The sequence below is a fragment of the Bradyrhizobium sp. MV1.5 genome, assembly GCF_055807615.1.
Map to the genome: position 1 here is coordinate 145498 of NZ_JBVVPL010000011.1, position 17045 is coordinate 162542.

At 64.7% G+C, this 17045-nt stretch carries 16 protein-coding genes; 8 read left to right on the top strand and 8 right to left on the bottom strand.

The features are described 5' to 3' along the window. Nucleotides 1-168: 168 nt before the first annotated feature. Nucleotides 169-432, bottom strand: a complete 264-nt coding sequence (locus AC0L2J_RS13685) for a DUF7662 domain-containing protein (RefSeq protein ID WP_007605493.1) — start codon at nt 430-432, stop codon at nt 169-171. 144 nt (nt 433-576) lie between these two features. On the opposite strand from AC0L2J_RS13685, the gene AC0L2J_RS13690 reads away from it, so the two are divergent. Next, the gene (locus AC0L2J_RS13690) at nt 577-2073 is read left to right on the top strand and encodes a sensor domain-containing diguanylate cyclase (protein ID WP_063994706.1); all 1497 of its coding nucleotides are present in this window, start codon (nt 577-579) and stop codon (nt 2071-2073) included. A gap of 104 nt (nt 2074-2177) precedes the next feature. On the opposite strand, the gene AC0L2J_RS13695 is transcribed toward AC0L2J_RS13690, so the two are convergent. Beyond that, nucleotides 2178-3053 (bottom strand): UTP--glucose-1-phosphate uridylyltransferase, encoded by an 876-nt coding sequence (locus tag AC0L2J_RS13695; protein WP_007599884.1) that lies wholly within the window; start codon nt 3051-3053, stop codon nt 2178-2180. A 206-nt stretch (nt 3054-3259) separates the two neighbouring features. On the opposite strand from AC0L2J_RS13695, the gene AC0L2J_RS13700 reads away from it, so the two are divergent. Both AC0L2J_RS13700 and AC0L2J_RS13705 read left to right on the top strand, forming a co-directional pair. Continuing rightward, a complete protein-coding gene (locus tag AC0L2J_RS13700; RefSeq protein WP_007605486.1) occupies nt 3260-4654 on the top strand; it encodes a lytic murein transglycosylase in 1395 nt (464 codons plus the stop codon). Between the two features lie 189 nt (nt 4655-4843). Further along, nucleotides 4844-6532, top strand: coding sequence for an SGNH/GDSL hydrolase family protein (locus AC0L2J_RS13705; protein WP_007605484.1), 1689 nt, complete (start codon nt 4844-4846; stop codon nt 6530-6532). Nucleotides 6533-6702: 170 nt separating this feature from the next. Here the strand turns inward: AC0L2J_RS13705 and AC0L2J_RS13710 are convergent, their stop codons facing one another. Together AC0L2J_RS13710 and AC0L2J_RS13715 are read right to left on the bottom strand one after the other, a co-directional pair. Further along, on the bottom strand, nt 6703-7077 hold the full coding sequence (locus AC0L2J_RS13710; protein ID WP_063994704.1) for a CsbD family protein: 375 nt from the start codon (nt 7075-7077) through the stop codon (nt 6703-6705). Between the two features lie 73 nt (nt 7078-7150). Beyond that, nucleotides 7151-7888 carry an SDR family NAD(P)-dependent oxidoreductase gene (locus AC0L2J_RS13715; protein WP_063994703.1) on the bottom strand — a complete coding sequence of 246 codons (738 nt, stop codon included), beginning with the start codon at nt 7886-7888 and terminating at the stop codon, nt 7151-7153. Nucleotides 7889-7986: 98 nt separating this feature from the next. Here AC0L2J_RS13715 and AC0L2J_RS13720 point away from each other — a divergent pair, with 98 nt between their 5' ends. Both AC0L2J_RS13720 and AC0L2J_RS13725 read left to right on the top strand, forming a co-directional pair. Then, nucleotides 7987-8766: an SDR family NAD(P)-dependent oxidoreductase gene (locus AC0L2J_RS13720; RefSeq protein WP_473390592.1), complete on the top strand. Its 780-nt coding sequence runs from the start codon at nt 7987-7989 to the stop codon at nt 8764-8766. A gap of 202 nt (nt 8767-8968) precedes the next feature. Next, nucleotides 8969-9856, top strand: a complete 888-nt coding sequence (locus AC0L2J_RS13725; protein WP_473390596.1) for a TauD/TfdA dioxygenase family protein — start codon at nt 8969-8971, stop codon at nt 9854-9856. A gap of 136 nt (nt 9857-9992) precedes the next feature. Here the strand turns inward: AC0L2J_RS13725 and AC0L2J_RS13730 are convergent, their stop codons facing one another. Next, the gene (locus AC0L2J_RS13730; protein WP_007605477.1) at nt 9993-10637 is read right to left on the bottom strand and encodes a YqgE/AlgH family protein; all 645 of its coding nucleotides are present in this window, start codon (nt 10635-10637) and stop codon (nt 9993-9995) included. 142 nt (nt 10638-10779) lie between these two features. Between AC0L2J_RS13730 and AC0L2J_RS13735 the strand changes: the two genes are divergently transcribed. The 3 genes from AC0L2J_RS13735 (at nt 10780) to AC0L2J_RS13745 (ending at nt 14254) form a co-directional block, all read left to right on the top strand. Continuing rightward, entirely contained in the window at nt 10780-11619 is an 840-nt protein-coding gene (locus tag AC0L2J_RS13735; protein ID WP_473390599.1) for a protein-disulfide reductase DsbD domain-containing protein, read from the top strand. 245 nt (nt 11620-11864) lie between these two features. Further along, on the top strand, nt 11865-13232 hold the full coding sequence (locus AC0L2J_RS13740) for a flippase (protein WP_473390602.1): 1368 nt from the start codon (nt 11865-11867) through the stop codon (nt 13230-13232). A 197-nt stretch (nt 13233-13429) separates the two neighbouring features. Beyond that, nucleotides 13430-14254, top strand: a complete 825-nt coding sequence (locus tag AC0L2J_RS13745) for a sulfite exporter TauE/SafE family protein (RefSeq protein WP_007605473.1) — start codon at nt 13430-13432, stop codon at nt 14252-14254. A 234-nt stretch (nt 14255-14488) separates the two neighbouring features. On the opposite strand, the gene AC0L2J_RS13750 is transcribed toward AC0L2J_RS13745, so the two are convergent. The 3 genes from AC0L2J_RS13750 to AC0L2J_RS13760 form a co-directional block, all read right to left on the bottom strand. After that, nucleotides 14489-15277 (bottom strand): 3-hydroxybutyrate dehydrogenase, encoded by a 789-nt coding sequence (locus AC0L2J_RS13750; protein WP_007605472.1) that lies wholly within the window; start codon nt 15275-15277, stop codon nt 14489-14491. 1 nt (nt 15278) lies between these two features. Next, nucleotides 15279-16454 (bottom strand): DUF3734 domain-containing protein, encoded by a 1176-nt coding sequence (locus AC0L2J_RS13755; protein ID WP_473390606.1) that lies wholly within the window; start codon nt 16452-16454, stop codon nt 15279-15281. Between the two features lie 78 nt (nt 16455-16532). Then, nucleotides 16533-17036, bottom strand: coding sequence for a CAP domain-containing protein (locus AC0L2J_RS13760; protein WP_007605470.1), 504 nt, complete (start codon nt 17034-17036; stop codon nt 16533-16535). Between the last annotated feature and the right edge of the window lie 9 nt (nt 17037-17045).

The window sequence follows — 17045 nt, forward strand, 5'->3', positions numbered from 1 at the left end:
CCCCTCCCCCCTTGGGGGTTTTTGGGGGCGCCCCGGGCGGGTGGGGGGGTTGCCAAACCCAATTAAACCGCTCCCGTCCCCACCCCCCCCCCTCACCCGTCTCGCCGCTGCGCGGCGAGCCACCCTCTCCCACAGGGGGAGAGAGGAAGAGCGCACCTCTCCTCGATATCAACGCCGCCGGTCACTCTTCCGCTTCGTGAACCGCACGCTCTCGCCGTCCGGCATCCGCATCGCCACGAAGCCCGCGGCGAGGCAGGCTTCGCGCTGCGGCATCTGGATGTCCGGGCTGCGCAGAGTGTCCCACCATGAGGCACGATTGGCCGCGCGCGGCAGGGCCGCGCCGATGATCTCTTCGATCTGTTCATAGGTCAGCACGAATTCCGCCTGCTTCTGCCGCATCAGATAATCGCGCAACGCGTCGTAGTCGTTCACCGCTGTCCTCTTCGCTGGTCGAAGTCCCGCTTTGCCCAAAACCGTCAGCCGCGGAAACCAATTTTTAACTCATTCCGGCAGCGCCGTCCCGGCTTAAACACTGCTCAAGCTTTCGGGCGCATTCACTAATGTCGGGAGCAAACGATGTTGTCTCGATGGCGCGACGTCACGGCCCGCCGGCCATGGCGGCTTTCGGCGAAGCTGCTGATCATCTCGTCCGTGGTGACGGTGATCGGCTTTTCCGCCATTTGCGTCAACGTCATGCTGGACATGCGCCACGGCGAGGAGGCGCTCGCCCGCCAGACCTTGGAAAACCTGGCGACGACCATCGACTCCGACATCAGCCGCAACATCGAGATCTACGACCTGGCCCTCAAGGCGGTCGCCAGCAACATGCTGCTGCCGGAGATCGCCACGGTCTCGAAGCCGATCCGTCAGCTCATCCTGTTCGACCATGCGACCACGGCGAGGCATTTCGGCGCGATCCAGGTGTTCGACGCCGAGGGCAGGCTGACCATCGACGCTTCCACGCTCGATCCCGTTGCCGAAAACCGCATCGACGAGGATTACTTCAAGGTCCATCGCGATAATCCGCAAGCCGGGCTCTTCATCAGCCGGCCGATGCTGTTCCGCGGCGCCTATTCGATCGTGCTGAGCCGGCGCATCAGCGACACCGACGGCGGCTTCCTCGGCGTCGTCGCCGGATCGATCCGCTTCAGCTATTTCCACGAATTGTTCGAGCGGCTGAGCCTCGATCCCGACGACACCATCACCGTACTCAAGCGCGACCGTACCGTCATGATGCGGCGGCCGTTTGATCTCGATGTGATCGGCACGAATCTGGCCGCCCGGCCGGTCTGGAAGGCCGATAATCTGAAGGTCGGCGGCGCATTCGCCGGACAGGGGCCGATCGACGGCACGCCGCGGCTCTATGTCCGCAGCAGTGGGACCAGCCCACTATTCGTGGTGGCGGGCAAACCGCTCGCCGCCGTGTTCGAGCTCTGGCAGAGGGAAGCCTACCGCATCGGCGCCGTGGTCCTGGCGCTCAGCCTGTTCATGCTGGCATCGACGCTGGTGCTCGCGCGCGAGATCGGCCGGCGCGCCGAGGCCGAGCGCAAGCTCGAGGAGATGGCGACGACCGACGCGCTCACCGGCCTGAAGAACCGCCGCAAGTTCGACCAGGTGATCGACGTCGAATGGCGCCGCGCGATGCGGCAGCAGACGCCGATCGCGCTCTTGATGATCGATGCCGATCACTTCAAGGCCTACAACGACACGTTCGGCCATCAGGCCGGCGACCAGGTGCTGGTCGGCATCGCCATCTGCATTTCCGATTCGGTGAGCCGCGCCGGCGACTGCGCCGCGCGCTATGGCGGCGAGGAATTCGCCGTGCTGCTGCCGGGTACTTCGGTCACCGACGCCCTCACAGTGGCCGAGAAGATCCGCGCCAAGGTGCAGGGATGGTCCGACGACCACACGAACTCGACGGTGTCCTGCGGCATCGCGAGTCTCGTTCCCACCACCGGAATGGACTGGCCGCTCCTGGTCGCCGCCGCCGACAAGGCCCTCTACGCCGCAAAAGCCGGCGGCCGCAACCAGTCGGTGGTCGCAAGCTTGCCGAAGCTGTCGCTGGTGGCGTGAGGGGTTCCTTCCGTCATTGCGAGCGAAGCGAAGCAATCCAGACTGTCTCCGCGGAGGCAGCCTGGATTGCTTCGTCGCTTCGCTCCTCGCAATGACGACAGAGACTACTGCCCCAAATACTTCTTCATTTCCGCAATGAGCCCGTCACGCAGCTCCGGCCGCTTCAGGCCGTAGGCGATGTTGGCGCGGAGGAAGCCGGGCTTGGAGCCGCAATCGTGGCGCTCGCCCTCGAACTCGACGCCGTAGAATTTTTGCGATCTGGCGAGGCCGATCATGGCGTCGGTGAGCTGGATCTCGCCGCCGGCGCCGCGCTCCTGGGTCTCCAGGATCTTGAAGATCTCCGGCTGCAGGATGTAGCGGCCGGTGATCGAGAGGTTGGAGGGCGCGGTGCCCTTGGCCGGCTTCTCGACCATGCCGTCGACCTCGAACATCTTGCCGGTGCGTTTGCCGACGCCGCAGATGCCGTATTGATGGGTCAGATGATCGGGCACCGGCTCGACCGCGATGACATTGGATTTTTCCCCGAGCTTGCTGGCGGTGTCGATCATCTGCTTCAGGCAGCCGGGCGAATTGAGCACGAGTTCGTCGGGCAGCACGACCGCGAACGGTTCGTTGCCGACGATGTCGCGCGCGCACCAGACCGCGTGACCGAGGCCGAGCGGCGCCTGCTGGCGGGTGAAGCTGACGGCGCCGGCTTCGGGCTGGTTCTGCGCCAGAACGTCCTGCTCGGTCTTCTTGCCGCGCGCGGCCAGCGTCGCATCGAGCTCGAACATCCGGTCGAAATGATCTTCGATGACACTTTTGTTGCGGCCGGTGACGAAGATGAAGTGCTCGATGCCGGCTTCCCTCGCCTCGTCATAGACGTACTGGATCAGCGGCTTGTCGACGATCGTCAGCATTTCCTTCGGCATCGCCTTGGTGGCGGGCAGGACGCGGGTGCCGAGGCCGGCAACGGGAAATACGGCTTTGCGGATTTTCATGGGATTGATCGAATACCTGAGGAACACGTGAAGGGAGCAATGCCATCTTGCTAGCTTGTTTGCAGCCGCCAACAAAGGCGGATGTGGGGCCTCATCCTCACAGAGTTAAGAAAAAGGCCACCATCAAAATTTCACCTTTGTTAAGCTGTTGGCAACCGTAACCAGGCCTCCTGAGGGCGGATTTTGGCCAGACGGGTGAGGACATGATGCAATCAATGGCAGAGCTGGCGAAACGGGGCGGGTCCGTGATCGGTGCGACGATGATTGCGGCCGCCCTGCTGTTCCCGCTTCCCGCCCGCGCACAGGCTCAGAACGGTCTGTCCAATCTGTTCGGCGGTATTTTCTCCGGCCCGAACCCGGCGCCTTCGCAAGCAGCGCCCGGGCCCGGCGGCGCTCAAACGGGAGTTCAACCCTGGACCGGCGAGGACGGCGCCTCCGGCCATCCGCTGATGACAGCCGCCGCGATCCGCGAGGCCGCGGGTAACTTCAACAATTGCGTCGCAGGCATGTGGCCCGATGCCGCACGGCGCGGTATCACGCCGGAAAATTTCCAGCGCTTCACGGCGGGCCTCGCGCCCGATCTGCGCATCATGGACCTCATGGACTCGCAGCCCGAGTTCACCAAGTCGATCTGGGATTATCTCGACATCCTCGTGAACGACAACCGCCTCGCCAAGGGCCGCGAGGTCCTGGCCAAATACAAGGCGCAGTTCGACGCCACCGAAAAAGCCACCGGCGTCGACCGCTACATCATCGCCTCGATCTGGGGCATCGAGTCCAATTACTCGACGCAGATGGGCGACCGCAGCGTGCTGCAATCGACCGCGACGCTCGCCTGCATCGGCCGCCGCCAGGCCTACTTCAAGGACGAATTCCTCTCGGCGCTGGAGATCCTCAACCGCGGCGATCTCAGGCCCGAACAATTGCGCGGCTCCTGGGCCGGCGCCTTCGGTCCGACCCAGTTCATGCCGACCGCGTTCAAGCGCTTTGCCGTGGACGGCGACGGTGACGGCCGGCGTGACGTCGTCGACAATCCCTCCGACCTGATCGCGTCGACCGCCAACAATCTGAAGAAGGACGGCTGGCAGGCCGGCCAGACCTGGGGCTACGAGGTCGTGGTGCCCCAGGGCTTCAACTACATGCTGGCCGATCGCGCCAAGGCGATGACGGTGGCGCAATGGGAAAAGCTCGGGCTCAAGCGTCCGGCCAACCAACCCTTCCCGCATCCAACCGAGAAGGCCTATCTGCTGGCGCCGGCCGGTGCCCAGGGGCCGGGCTTCCTGATGCTGCAGAATTTCCGGGTGATCATGAAGTACAACCCGGCCGAGGCCTATGCGCTGGCGATCGGCCATTTCGCCGATCGCCTCCGCGGCGGCCAGCCCTTCGTGCAGCCCTGGCCGCGGCAGGAACGGGAATTGTCCCGCACCGAGCGGCTGGAACTGCAGCAGCTTCTGGCCCAGCGCGGCTTCTACAAGGGCACCCCGGACGGCCAGTTCGGCGGCCAGACCCGGGAGGCCCTGCGCAGCTTCCAGGCCTCGATCGGGGTCCCCGCGGACGGATTTGCCTCCTCCGACGCGCTGGAAAGGCTGCGCGGGCGGTAAAATCGCGCTGAAAGTAACCCTGAACAGGGATTTTGGCCGGCAGCCTTGACCGGGGCGGCGGTTCGCCGTGTATGGGCCAAGGATCCCAGTATCTGAAGAGAATCCGAAAAGAGAATCTGCCCGTTTGGTGCCCGATTCCGTTATTATATTCGAGCCTGTCCCGATCCCCATTGCACGTGCCGAGATCGCATGTCGAAGAAGTCCCTGTTCAAGGTGCTGACCGAGACCGGCCCGCTGATCGCGCTGGGGACGGCGCTTGCGATTCTGGTCTCGGTCGCGGGACCCGCCTCGGCGCAGTTCTTCAACTTCCCCGGCTTCGGCGGCCCGCCGCAGCGCGCGGCTCCGCCGCCACCGCGGAACGGCGGAGGCGGAGGCGGCGGATGGTTCGGCGGCGACTTCTTCGCGCCGTTCCAGCAGCAACAGCCGCAAGCACCGCGTCAGGACTTTTCGCGCGCGCCGGCGCCGGCCAAGCGCGACACCATTCCCGACAGGAACGTGCTGGTGATCGGCGACGCCATGGCCGACTGGCTCGCCTATGGCCTGGAGGACGCCTACACCGAGCAGCCCGACATGGGCGTGATCCGCAAGCACAAGACCACGTCCGGCCTGATCAAGTATCAGCCCAAGGGTGAGCCCTCGGACTGGACCGCTGCTGCGAAGGGCATTCTCGAGACCGAGAAGCCCGACGTGATCGTGGTGATGCTCGGCCTCAACGACCGCATTGCGATCCGCGAGGCGGCAGCACCTGAGAAATCGGACAAGGCGACGGACAAGGACAAAAAGAACGACAAGGGCGCACGCGGCAAACCACCGGCCAAGCCCGGCGATGCCAAGCCCGGCGACACCGCGGCGAAGCCTGACGACAAGCCGGCCGATGCCGACCTGCCGCAGGATGATGCCGACAACGCCGACGCACCGGCGGTCGCAGCGCCCGAGAAGACTGCGCGCAACCCGAACGGCCTCTACGAATTCCGCGACGAGCGCTGGGTCGAGCTCTACGGCAAGAAGATCGAGGAGCTCGCCAACGTCCTCAAGTCCAAGGGCGTGCCGGTGCTCTGGGTCGGCCTGCCCGCGATCCGCGGTCCCAAGGGCACCGCGGACATGCTGTTCCTGGATTCGCTCTATCGCGAAGGCGCGGCCAAGGCCGGGATCACCTATGTCGACGTCTGGGATGGCTTTGTCGACGAGGCCGGCCGTTTCCTGCAGAAGGGCCCGGACTTCGAAGGCCAGATCCGTCAGCTCCGCAGCGGTGACGGCGTCTATTTCACGAAACCCGGCGCGCGCAAGCTCGCCCACTATGTCGAGCGCGAGATCACCCGCCTGCTCGCCGGGCGCTCCGGCCCGATCGCGCTGCCGAGCGAGCCGGCGACCCCCGACACCAGTGCCGAACCCGGCAAGCCCGCGCCGCGGCCGCTGGCCGGCCCGATCGTCCCGCTGGTTGCGGCCTCGATCTCAACCGATCAATTGCTAGGTGGACCGGGCTCGCGTCCTGCCGCCGTCGATGCGCTCGCTGCGAAGACGATGGTGAAGGGCGAGCCACTGGCTGCGCCCGCCGGCCGTGCCGACGATTATGCCTGGCCGCGCCGCGAAGTCGGCCGCGAGCAGGCCAAGGGCGATACGCCGGTCGCCGCGACGACGCCCGATGGCGGTACGCCGGGTGCGGCCGCAGCGATCGCCCCACCAAAGCTTGCGCCGAAGAAGCCACCGGCGCCGCAGCAACCGGCACAGGCCGCGCCATCGATGCGCGATTTCTTCGGCTTTGGCTCGCCGCCGCCCCCGCCGCGTCAATTGGCACCGGCGCCGCGCAATCCGAATCCCAACCCGGCGATCCCGCGTCCGCCTGGCAATGTCGGGCGATCGGCGGAAGTGTTCCGATAATTTTTCTAAGCTGAGGTCTCGTGTCCCGGACACGCTGCAGCGTGAAACGCTGCTGCGCAGAGCCGGGACCCAGCACGTCCGACAGTCACAAAATGAATCGGCCCCGGCTCAGCAATGCGGCGTTTACACGCCGCACTGCGTCCGGGGCACGAGAGATCGAGTTACAGCAACTAGCCGTAATAGCGCCAGCGCGGCGGCGGACGGCGGGCGGGGCGCGCCATCAGCAGCGCGAGGGCAAAGCCGATGCCGCCGGCGACCAGCAGTGCGCCAAGCGGGTTGTCCTGCACCTTCTGGGCAATCGCCTGCGAGCCGTCGCGCAAGGTTTCGGCCGGCTTGTCGTAGGCGTCCTTGGCATAGCTGGCCGCGGTGTCCGTGGCGTCACGTACGGCATCCTTGGCCTGGCCGTAGAGATTTTGCACGGTGCCTGCGGCCTCACGCGCCTTGCCCGACGCCTGTGTCTGTGTATCGCTGGCCATGTCTCCGATGGCACCTTCCGCGCGTCCGGCGAATTCCTTGGCCGATCCGACAATCCGATCCTTATCCATGATGCTCCTCCTCGGGGGTCAGCCCAAGTAACCGATCAGGAGCGGCACAGTTCCATCTGACTTGAAATTGGACTCAAAGAATAAGCCCGCCGTCGACGACCAATGTCTGGCCGATGATGTAGGACGACAGCGGCGATGCCAGGAACAGCGCCGCGCCCGCCATGTCAGCCGGCGTGCCCAATCGCCGCAGCGGAATGCGTGAAAGTGCACCTTCGAGCCGCTTGGGATTGTCGGTCGTGACCTTGGTCATCTTGGTATCGACAAGACCGGGCGCGATGCCGTTGACGCGGATACCATCTTCGGCCCAGGCCTCGCCCAGCGTCCGTGTCAATCCGACCGCGCCGGTCTTCGACGCGTTGTAAGCGGGATTGCCCATGGTGGAATGATAGGCCGCGGTCGAGGACACCATGATCAGCGATCCCCGCGCGTCCCGCAGCATGGAATGAAAGCGCGTGGCACAGGCCATCAGGCTCATCAAATTGACCTCGACGACCTTGCGAAAGCCTGCCATCTCGAACTCGCCGCGGCGATAGAGCACCGCACCCTGCGCGAGCACCAAAATATCGAGCCGATCGAACGACGGCTTGAACGCTTCGACCGCTCCGGCATTGCCGACGTCGAGCTGCGCGTAGGAGAGACCGGTGAGATCCGAGCCCTCCTCTTGCGAATATTCCTTCGCGTGGGCACGCGTGCCGCAGACCGCAACTTGCGCGCCCCTGACACGAAAGGCTTGCGCAATGCCGTTGCCGATGCCGCTGGATCCGCCGACGACCAGCACCTGCTTGCCTGAGAAATCGAGCTCGTTCGTCATCGCTGGCCTCCCCGATTGTCTTGCTTGTTTGACCTGTCTGCGGATCGATGCCAGCCTTGTCAATCACAACAAGAACAAGCAAGGCACGAGGAAACAGCATGTCCGATTTCAAGCAGCTCAGCCGATCCGTGAAGGGCCTGACCGTTCTCGTCACCGGCGCGGCCAGCGGCATGGGACGCGCGACGGCACGCGTGTTCGCCGCTGAGGGCGCCAACGTCGCCGTCACCGATTATGACCAGCAGGGCGCGCTGGCCGTCGCGAACGAGATCGCGGCAAGCGGCGGAGCCGCGAAAGCCTGGAAGCTCGACGTTGCCGACGGCGATGAGATCAAGCGCGTGGTCGGCGACGTCGCCGCGCATTTCGGCGGGCTCGACATCATCGTCAACAATGCCGGCATCTCCGTGCGCGTCGCGATCGACGACGAGGCCTATGAGGACGCCTGGACCAAGGGCCTCGCGGTGATGCTGACGGCGCATCCGCGCATCATCCGCGCCGCGCTGCCTCACTTGCGCAAGTCGAACAGTCCGCGCATCGTCAACATCGCCTCGACCGAGGCGCTCGGCGCCACCGCATTGCACAGCCCCTATTCCGCGGCGAAGGGCGGCGTCGCCAGCCTCACCCGTTCGCTCGCAGTGGAGCTCGGCCGCGAAGGGATCACCGTCAATTGCATCTGCCCGGGGCCGGTCCGCACCGCCATCACCGACCGGATCTCGGAAGAGCACAAGACCATCTACGCCAGACGCCGCACGGCGCTGGGCCGCTACGGCGATCCCGAGGAAGTCGCGCACATGACGCTGAGCCTGTGCCTGCCGGCAGCGTCCTTCCTCACTGGCGCGGTCATCGCTGTCGATGGCGGCCTGATGGCGCGCAACGCGTGAGCGGCATGAAAGGGCGGTAGCCCGGATGGAGCGCAGCGCAATCCGGGGTTCTCACCTCGCGGGAAGACTCCCCCGGATTGCGCTTCGCTCCATCCGGGCTACGGGCAGCCATGCGCGCCCAGCGTTGACATCGCCTGTTACGGGAGTAACTTTTTCTTCGACAGAGCGGGACCAACCGCTCGCAGCCGCGGGAGAAAACGCAATGACGATCGCCATCCGGCAGCTTCACAAACATTTTGTCGGCGAGGTCTCCGGCCTCGATCTGCGACAGCCTCTCACCGAGGCCGAGGCGCGCGAGATCGAGGCCGCCATGGACAAATATGCGGTGCTGGTGTTCCACGACCAGGACATCACCGACGAACAGCAGATGGCTTTTGCGCTGAATTTCGGCCAGCGCGAGGACGCGCGCGGCGGCACTGTCACGAAGGAAAAGGACTACCGGCTCCAATCGGGCCTGAACGACGTCTCCAATCTCGGCAAGGACGGCAAGCCGCTGGCGAAGGACAGCCGCGCGCATCTGTTCAATCTCGGCAACTGCCTCTGGCATTCCGACAGCTCGTTCCGTCCCATCCCGGCGAAGTTCTCGCTGCTGTCGGCCCGCGTGCTCAACCCGAAGGGCGGCAATACCGAATTCGCCGACATGCGCGCGGCCTATGACGCGCTCGACGACGAGACCAAGGCGGAGATCGAGGACCTCGTCTGCGAGCACTCTCTGATGTATTCGCGGGGATCGCTCGGCTTCACCGAATACACCGATGACGAGAAGGCGATGTTCAAGCCGGTGCTGCAACGGCTCGTGCGTACCCATCCCATCCATCGCCGCAAGTCGCTCTATCTCTCATCGCATGCCGGCAAGATCGTCAGCATGAGCGTCCCCGAGGGAAGGTTGCTGCTGCGCGATCTCAACGAGCACGCGACGCAAAGCGAGTTCGTCTACGTCCACAAATGGAAGCTGCACGACCTCGTGATGTGGGACAACCGCCAGACCATGCACCGCGTCCGCCGCTACGACCAGTCGCAGCCCCGTGACATGCGCCGCGCGACGGTGGCGGGCACGGAGCCGACGGTGCAGCAACAGGCGGCGGAGTAGCTTGTTGTCGTCCCGGCGAAGGCCGGGACCCATATTCCAGAGACGAAGTTATCGGACAAAGCTGATAACTCCGAATCATCGCCAAACCTCGTTCGGTGGTTATGGGTCCCGGCCTTCGCCGGGACGACATACAAGGCTACGCGTGGCCCGCCTCGTTCGAGAGCATGCCGGGATCGATGCCGATCTTGCGCAGTGCGCGTCCGTATTTTTCGTCGACGTCGTCGCCGAAGATCAGATCCGAATCCGCGTCGCAATGCAGCCAGCCATTGCTCTGGATTTCGGTCTCGAGCTGGCCCGGCGCCCAGCCGGCATAGCCGAGCGCGAGGATAGCGTGCTTGGGGCCGGAGCCGTTGGCGATCGCGCGCAGGATGTCGACCGTCGCGGTGAGGCAGACGCCGTCGTCGATCCGGAGCGTCGCGTTCTCGATGTAGAAATCGCTGGAATGCAGCACGAAGCCGCGGCCGGTATCGACCGGACCGCCGCGCAGCACCTTCATGCTTTCGGCGTTCTCCGGCAGCTTGATGTGCTCGCCCTTGTTGATGATGCCGAGCTGCTGCAACAGCTCGGGGAAGTCGATGCTGCCGGCCGGGTGGTTGACGATGATGCCCATCGCGCCTTCGGCGGAGTGGGCGCAGAGATAGATCACCGAGCGCTCGAAGCGCTCGTCGCCCATCACGGGCATGGCGATCAACAGCTGGCCGTCGAGGTAACCCGCCGAACTCGGGAGCGCGGGGGCTGACTTGCGGGTGCTTTCGCCCGTCCTCTTGCCTGTGGGAGCCATCGGTGAAGCACTCCGGTTTCAATTCCTATCCTGATGTCGGGCCGGCCGGCTGTCAAATCAAGGCTTGCAGGGACTTGATTCAAGTGCATCCATCACAAGCAATTCAATGGTTTGCCGCGGGGCGACCCTGTAAAGACGTACCATGCTGACAAGAGTTCCCCGGCGTGCGGCGATTGGCGTCGCGACAACCCTGCTCGCGTCGTCGCTGGCGCTTGCGGCCCATGCCGACGACGCATCGCCGTGGCAGCGCGACGGACATTCCGCGGTGCGGTTGCTGGCGGGATCGCGCAGCGGCGCCGTCCTGCTCGGCGGTATCGCCTTCCAGATCCAGCCCGGCTGGAAAACCTATTGGCGCATGCCGGGCGATTCCGGCGTTCCGCCGCGCTTCGATTTCTCGAAATCTGACAATGTCGAAGCGGTGACGGTGATGTGGCCGGCCCCGCAGAAATTCGACGACGGCGCGGGCGGCCATTCGATCGGCTATCACGACCAGATCGTGCTGCCCCTGCGCATCATCGCCAAGGCGGCCGACAAGCCGGTAACCTTGCGCGCCGAGATCAATTATGCGGTGTGCGAAAAGCTTTGCATTCCGGTCGAGGCCCGCGCCGAGCTTGGCTTCAACAGCGTCGCCTCGACCGAGGACGCCAATCTGCGTGCAGCGCTCGACACCGTGCCCAAGCCTGCCACCATCGGCGATCCCAACCCGCTCACCATCCGCGACGTCAAGCGTGACGGGCCCAAGAATGTCGTCGTCGACGTGGTCGCGCCGGATGCGCGCACCGTCAATCTCTACGTGGAAGGCCCGACGCCCGATTGGGCGTTGCCCATCCCGGCACCGGTCGAGCCCAGCCCACCGGGCGTGAAGCGGTTTTCTTTCGAACTCGACGGACTGCCGCCGGGCGCCAAGGCCGACGGTGCTGCGCTGAAGTTCACGCTGGTCGGACCGGAGAAGTCGTACGAGTTCAATACCAATTTGGAATAGTTGTCGTCCTGGCGAACGCCAGGACCCATTACCCCAGGGAGTAGTTTGGCGAAGATTCCTAGTATGGAACTGCTACCCGATCCCTCCCGATAGATCACGCGGTATGGGTCCTGGCTTTCGCCAGGACGACGTTTGGGGTTGCAACACACTCCACCCAACCGAATCTTAACGAATGGTTGCTAATCCCCAAGGCTAGCGCAGAGGCCTGCCGCAGCATGCGCGTGCGCGCCTGGGGATCCTTCGAATTGGCCGTAATGGATGCAGAACCCGCAACGACCGGACCTGCCGGCCTCATCGCGCGGCTGCGCGAAAAATTGACGGGCGGGTCGAGCGAGGCATCGCTGACGCGGCGGCTGGCCGGCACCATCTTCGTCATCCGCGTGATCAGCGCCGGCCTTGCATATTTCTCGCAGGTCCTGCTCGCGCGCTGGATGGGGACGTCGGACTACGGCATTTATGTCTATGTCTGGACCTGGGTTCTGCTGCTCGGCAGCATGATGGACTTTGGCATCTCGGCCTCCGCGCAAAAGATCATTCCGGAATACCGCGCCCGTGGCGAGCATGCGCTGCTGCGCGGCTTTCTCTCGGGCAGCCGCTGGCTGACCTTTGCCGTTTCCGCACTGGTGTCGCTCGGCCTCGCCGGTCTCGTCAAATTGCTGTCACCCTGGATCGATCCGGCCGAAGAGCTGCCGCTCTATATCGGCTGCATGACGCTGCCCGCTTTCGTCGTGGCCAACACCCAGGACGGCATCGCGCGCTCGCATGACTGGATGCAGCTCGGCCTGATGCCGCAATTCATCATCCGCCAGGCCCTGATCATCGGCATCACGGCCTGCGCCTTCCTGCTCGGCTATCATCTCGGCGCGGTCGCCGCGATGGTCGCGAGTGCCGGCGCGGTGTGGATCGCGATGACCGGGCAGATGGTGGTGCTGAACCGCAGGCTCACCGATCACATCGAGCCCGGCCCCAAGGCCTACGACGTCGGCGGCTGGCTCGCCGTCTCGCTGCCGATCCTGCTGGTCGAAAGCTTCTACCTGCTGCTGTCCTACACCGACGTGCTGGTGCTTCAGCAATTCCGCCCCTCCGACGAGGTCGGCGTCTATTTCGCCGTGGTGAAGACACTGGCGCTGGTCTCTTTCATCCACTACGCGATGTCGGCGACGACCGCGCATCGCTTTGCCGAATACAACGCCGCTGGCGACAAGGCGCGGCTGTCGGCTTACGTGGCGCATGCCATCAACTGGACGTTCTGGCCGTCGCTGGCGGCGACCATCGTGCTGCTCGCGCTCGGCAAGCCGCTGCTCTGGCTGTTCGGGCCGCAATTCGTGGTCGGCTACGACATCATGTTCGTCGCCGCGATCGGCCTCGTGGTGCGCTCCGCGATCGGCCCGGTCGAACGGCTGCTCAACATGCTCGGCCAGCAGAAGATCTGCGCGCTGGCCTATGCGCTGGCCTTTGCGATGAACCTGGTGCTCTGTATCGCGCTGGTGCCGCGCTTCGGCGGCCACGGTGCTGCCGCCGCGACCTCGATCTCGCTCAGTTTCGAGACGGTGCTGCTGTTCTGGATCGTGCGACAGCGGCTCGGCCTGCACGTGCTGGCGTTCGGGAAATAGGACCAGCGCCCCTGCTCTTCCGCGCTTCCGCTGGGGAACAACCGTTTCGCGGCACGCTGGGGAGCGCGGCTAAACCCCTGCCCGTTCAGCGAGGACAGCACGATTTTTCTTATTGCTCCCAAACGGTTGCTCTGCAGGGAAAGTTTATTCTACGTCATATTGCCCAACTGACGAGATAAACCTAAGATTCCCTGGACATGATAGATCCACTCTACGTCGCCTCCGGGTTCGGCGTCGGCCTGCTGGTCGGGATGACCGGCGTCGGCGGCGGTTCGCTGATGACGCCGCTGCTGATCCTGCTGTTCGGCATTCACCCATCGACCGCGGTCGGCACCGACCTGCTCTATGCCGCCGCCACCAAGACCGGCGGCAGCGTGGTGCATGGCTGGTCGCGCAGCGTGCACTGGCCGGCGGTGCTGCGGCTCGCCTGCGGCAGCCTTCCGGCGAGCGCGCTGACGCTGCTCGTGCTGTGGAAGCTCGACCTCAAGAGCGATTCCGAGCGCAATCTCGTCAACCTCGTGCTCTGCTTCGCACTGCTGCTGACCGCGACCTCGCTGATTTTCCGCAGATCGATCATGGAGCGCTTTCGCCGGCGCCTGGAGCAGGTCGATGACCGCACCACCGCGATCGCGACGGTCGTCACCGGAATCGTGCTCGGCGTGCTGGTTTCGATTTCATCGGTCGGCGCCGGCGCGGTCGGCGTCACCGTTCTGCTGCTGCTCTATCCGCGCCTGCCGGTGGCGACCATCGTCGGCTCCGACATCGCCCATGCGGTCCCGCTGACGCTGATCGCCGGAATGGGGCACTGGGCGCTTGGCGACGTGGATTGGGCGCTGATGGGCGTGCTGCTGTTGGGCTCGCTGCCCGGTATCGTCGTCGGCAGCTTCAGCGCGACGCGCGTGCCTGAGACGGTGCTCCGCCTGACACTTGCCTGCGTGCTGTTCGTGGTCGCCGGCAAGATCATGTTCGCGGAGCTGCACCTGTCCTCGGCGTTCGAGACGGCGCTGGCCTGGACACATTAGACAGAGAACGGCCGCACCACTCTCACTGTCATCGCCCGCCTTGTGCGCAATTGCGCACTGGGGCGGGCGATCCAGTACGCCGAGACCGTTGTGATTGGCCGAGAAGCTGCGGAGTACTGGATGCCCCGCCTGCCGCCTACGCTAAAGCTTCGGCGCCCCTAGACCTCAGCCCCGGCGAAGCCTTGGCGTAGCCGGGTCGCGGGGCATCACCGAGAGTTGTTGGGTTGACGCGAACTACTCCGCGGTCCAGCCGCCGTCGATCGACAGGTTAGTGCCGGTGATCTGCGCGGCATCGTCGCCGCACAGGAACAGCGCGAGGGCTGCGACCTGCTCGGAGGTGACGAACTCCTTGGTCGGCTGCGCGTCGAGCAACACGTCGTTGATGACCTGCTCGCGCGTGAGGTTGCGGGCCTTCATGGTGTCGGGGATCTGCTTCTCCACCAGCGGCGTCCAGACATAACCGGGGCTGATGCAGTTGCAGGTGATCTTGTGGGTCGCGACCTCCAGCGCCACGGTCTTGGTCAGGCCGGCGATGCCGTGCTTGGCCGACACATAGGCCGACTTGAAGGGCGAGGCGACCAGCGAGTGCGCGGAAGCGGTATTGATGATGCGGCCCCAGCCCTTCTTCTTCATGCCGGGGACGGCGGCGCGAATGGAATGGAAGGCCGAGGACAGGTTGATCGCGATGATCTGGTCCCATTTCTCCGGCGGGAATTCCTCGATGGGCGAGACGAACTGGATGCCGGCATTGTTGACGAGGATGTCGACCGAACCGAAACTCTTCTCGCCGAGCGCGATCATCCCGGCGATCTCGGCCGGCTTGGTCATGTCAGCCGGCGAATAGACCGCCTTAACGCCGAAGTCGGACTCGATCTTGGCGCGCTCCTTCTCGATGTCCTCCGGCGAGCCGAACCCGTTGATGACGACATTGGCACCGGCGGCGGCGAAGGCGCGCGCATAGGCGAGGCCGATGCCGCTGGTCGACCCGGTCACGACGGCGTTCTTGCCTGACAGACTACCCATATTAGTCGCTCCTTTTTGCCGGGGGCGCAGTGACGTCCCCCGTGAGATCGTAGGTCACCATGGTCTCGCCGGATTGCGGCCGCTCGAGCCAGTCCTTGTGGCGCATCGACAGATGCACGTCACGCACGCCGGCTTCCCAATGCTCGACCATGGCGACATGTGAGAAATCGTAATCCTTGGACGAGGATTCGTAGTTCTTGCTGCGGTAGATCAGGTGCACCACAGTCACGGTGCTTTCGCGCGATACCTTGGCAAGGAATTCCACGGAAGGGTCGTTCTTGAGATAATCGGGCAATTTGGAAATCAGGTCGCGCACGGCCCTGCGGGCATTGTGCACCTGCTTGTTCTTGTCGGTGTTCATCCGCGTGCGGCTGGAGAAGCGGATGTCCTTCTCGCGCTCGGTCGCCTCGAGCAGCGAGGTCGGCAGGTCGCCGCGGGCGCTGAACAGGTCGACCTGGAAGATCAGGAGATCGCGGTCGGTCTCGGCGTCGAGCACGTAGTCGAGCGGCGTGTTGGAGGCGATGCCGCCGTCCCAATAATGCTCGCCGTCGATCACGACGGACGGAAAGCCGGGCGGCAGCGCGCCGGAGGCCATGATGTGCTCGGGGCCGATTTTCTTGCCGAGCTTCCTGAACTCGAAATTGTCGAAATATTTGAAGTTGCCGGAGGTGACGCCGACCGCACCGACCGACAGCCGCGTTTTCAGATCGTTGATGCGGTCGAAGTCGACCAGACGCTCCAGCGTCTTCTTCAGCGGTGCGGTGTCGTAATAGCTCTCGGCCTGCGGGCTGCCGGGCGGCCAGAGCGGCGCGGGCGGAATGCGCGGCGTGAAGAAACCGGGGACGCCGAAGGTCGCGATCAATGCGGCGCTGGTCGAGTTGAACAGCTCGCGGCTGTGGTCGCTCTTGCCGATCGGCTTCCATGGCACCGGCGCGGAGACCATCTCCCAGAATTCCTTCAGCCGCTTGACGCGCGTCTCCCCTTCGTTGCCGGCGATGATCGCGGCGTTGACAGCGCCGATCGAGATGCCGGCGACCCAGTCCGGCTCGAACCCGGCATGGCAGAGCGACTGATAGGCGCCGGCCTGATAGGAGCCGAGCGCGCCGCCGCCCTGGAGGACCAGGACACGTTGCGCGTTCGCGGGGATCGTTGCGACTTGTGGACTATGATCGGTCATGCGGGAACAATAGCAGATGGCGAGCGACCGTGGCGACAGTCTGCCGCGGCGTCAATGCATCCCGGGATCAAGTCTGGCTTATCGGGCGTCCGTCGAGGCCAGGATCATGGTCCAGAACACCTTGTATTTGGTGCCGGGAGCATAGCCCGCCGCGATGCCCAATTTTGTGACACCGCTCTTGAGCATGTTGGCGCGGTGCGGGGGCGAGTCGCGCCAGCCGGAAAACGCTTCCGCCAGCGTATGATAGCCGGCCGAGACGTTCTCGACCGCAACGGTCGCCGGATAGCCGCCGGCGCTGAGGCGCTTGGCCAGCGGTGCGCGGACGTCATGGTCCATCTTGTTGGCGGCAGCCATGGCCTGGGACTGAGATTCGGCGAGACTCATCAGGGCAGGATCGATCACGACGGTGCCGAGCCCGTTGTTCTGGCGGTATTGCGAGATCATGATCGCTGCCGCCTGCGCATCGAGCTTTGCGCCCGGGACAGCCATATCGGCATACATCGAGGGCTGCTGGACCGGTGCCTCGTTGCCAGCACAGCCGGCGAGCAGCAAAAGGATTGATATCGCGGCCGCGACGCGCATGAACAGGAG